The organism is Candidatus Avoscillospira sp. LCP25S3_F1 (assembly GCF_052117125.1).
Classification (GTDB): Bacteria; Bacillota; Clostridia; order Oscillospirales; family Oscillospiraceae; genus Avoscillospira_A.
The window spans coordinates 1-2559 of record NZ_JBQKJT010000052.1 but is presented as its reverse complement, the minus strand read 5'-3'; the positions used below and the strand labels follow the sequence as shown (position 1 = coordinate 2559).

The 2559-nt window shown below is 46.9% G+C and carries 3 protein-coding genes; 1 reads left to right on the top strand and 2 read right to left on the bottom strand.

What is annotated here, in order from left to right; genetic code table 11:
* On the top strand, window positions 1-269 hold a 269-nt coding region (locus tag ACTQ33_RS17015; RefSeq protein ID WP_441465676.1), incomplete at its 5' end, for a hypothetical protein.
* A 281-nt stretch (window positions 270-550) separates the two neighbouring features.
* On the opposite strand, the gene ACTQ33_RS17010 is transcribed toward ACTQ33_RS17015, so the two are convergent.
* On the bottom strand, window positions 551-1417 hold the full coding sequence (locus ACTQ33_RS17010) for a Fic family protein (protein WP_441465677.1): 867 nt from the start codon (window positions 1415-1417) through the stop codon (window positions 551-553).
* A 207-nt stretch (window positions 1418-1624) separates the two neighbouring features.
* Window positions 1625-2191 (bottom strand): hypothetical protein, encoded by a 567-nt coding sequence (locus ACTQ33_RS17005; RefSeq protein ID WP_441465675.1) that lies wholly within the window; start codon window positions 2189-2191, stop codon window positions 1625-1627.
* Window positions 2192-2559: the final 368 nt, after the last annotated feature.

Here is a 2559-nt window from a genome sequence, read left to right as displayed (position 1 = left end):
TGTTGAAAAGGCGAAACGGCGGCAGCCGGATTTCCCCGGCTACCGCCCTGAATAAATTTTGCTCTATTCGCACCTTAAATGGTGTTTACACGGAATTTGGGATTGACCCTGTTAAGAATTCGGAATCTTGTCGCATCCTGTCACATACATTCCACCGGCGTCCAATAACCATTAGAATAACCGCTTGGAATGCAGTGCAATCATTTTGCAATCAATACGCCTTTGGGATTTTGAAAAACCCTGTATTTTCAGTGCTTTCCGGGCTCTGAAATACAGTTTTTACTTATTCCCACTCGACAAATTCCTATATTTGGAAGTAAATTTTCAATTCATTAGCAGACATCTCACCTATATTTTTAGCGACTTTATATCTGCTATTTGTGTTTACAAAATTTCTTAGTATCAAAACAGTATCACCGTTTTGCTGTGACCCACTGCCCACTTCCCTGGATTTGCGGCAGTATACTTCCCACCCAAAAATCTGTAAAATTTCCTCTGTAGTGTCTCCATTATACCATGTACTTCAGTTCTTTACAAGGGTAAATTTTTTCTAAAATGGTATTCCGAAATACTGGAGGTATTTTTTGAACCGATCCTGTGCCGCCAGGCAAGTGTCCAGCAAGTAGCCGTTTTCCTGTCCCCATTGGCTCAGCCCCCGGTAATAGAACATCTTCAAGTCATCTTGAATCACAAAGGGAACCACACCATACCGGAGACACTCCTTGAACAAAATCAGCCGCCCCACCCGGCCATTGCCATCCTGGAACGGGTGAATCCGCTCAAAGCGCACATGGAAATCCAGCAGATCCTCTAATTGCTTTTCTCCGGCATTATCGTACTGCTTCAACAGATACTGCATGGCGACCGCCACTTCTTGTGGCGGCGTCGTTTCACACCCACCCACTTCGTTGGGTATCTTTTTGTATGCACCAACAGCAAACCAGTCCAAACGGCTGTCCGACGTACCCGTTTTCAGAATTTTGTGCAGCTCCAGCACCAGTTCCTGGGTCAGCGGCGTACTGGCTTTCTGGATTATCAGGTCAATGCATCGGAAATGATTGGCGGTTTCCATCACATCATCCACATCTATACTTTCTTCGGTGACACCGATGGAGTTGGTTTCGTAGATAAACCGCGTCTGTTCCTGGGTCAAACGGCTTCCCTCCATATGATTGGAGTTGTACGTCAGCTCAATCTGGATTTTATGATAAATACCGCCACGCTGCCGACTGGCCTGCTCCTGCTGCAGCCGCTCCAGCAGCGGGGAAAGGCTACTCTGTCCTCTTTTGCGGCGTGTCGGTTTTTCCGCATCGGCAGGAATTTTCCATGTCTTACCCACCAGTATCGCACCGTGTATACGGCCTTCTGCACAATAATTCCGCACACTTCGTTCGGAAATATTCCATTTTTTCGCCATTTCCGCAACAGAACAAATCTGCATTGGGGTCATCACCTCTCTTTCATTATACGCTTTTATCGGCAATTTTCAATCATATTTACAGTTTTATTTTGCCGATAAAACAATACCCCAAGAAAGTCAAGGAAATTCCTTTCCCCGAAAATAATACCCCATGATGCCCCAAGCTACAGTAGGATATCATGGGGTGATTCCATTGCCACGATGTCACTGTCCGGTTTCCGGTGCATCCTTGGACGGCACTTCCACTGCGGCCAGCGGGTTGCCAACTTCGGTGTTGGCCGCCAGCTCTGCCGGATCGGTTGGCTCCTCCGGTGCCTCCTCGTCCTCCCAGAGGGAGTCGTGTTCTTTCCGCTCCTTATTTTCCACCATCATGGCCATGTTTTTGGCGGCAGCGTACATCTCATAGCTGTAGTCCATGAGCCGCTTTTCATCGGCTGGCGGAACTTTATCACCCTTAGAAATCCGGCGGTAGACCTCCAGAATCTTTATAAAATCCTCAGCGGCCTCGCTGATAACCTCGCCCTGCTGCCGGGCAATTTCCGCATTTTGAATGGCGGCATCCATCTGGTTCAGATGATCGGCAACCGCTTGAGTCTCCTTATACGCATCCTCGATGGCAGAGAGTTCCTTGGAAACTTCCACCCGATCAAACTGCGGCGGCACTGTGCCGCCGGCCGCCTCGTTTTCCAGCATGGTCTGCAACACCTTCTTGCGCTGCATCAGACTGTCCATCTGCGCCCAGGCTGCTTTTCTGACTTCTCCCAGTTTCATAGCATCATCCTCCTGTCCAGAGTCGAAACTGTGTTCTGTCATTGGATATTATTTTCCATATTCTTGTCACCTAAAGTATACCATGCGGCAGTGTAATTCTCAAATAAATATCCGAATTTTCATAACTGTCAAACATACCGGCGAAGCACTAAAATACTACTTGCTTTGGAAAAATATTTCTATAGTAGTAGATAGTAACACAGAGTTTTAAAGATTGGAATATATTCTCGGAGATCAGATATATACACTGAGCTTAAATTAAGGCAATACCGCACAGAAAAGTAGGCGCGATACTGCCAGAAGTGATATAATAAGACCATGGATAAACAGATGACAATGTCTGCGCTTAGTGATGAGTTGGCGCAGGT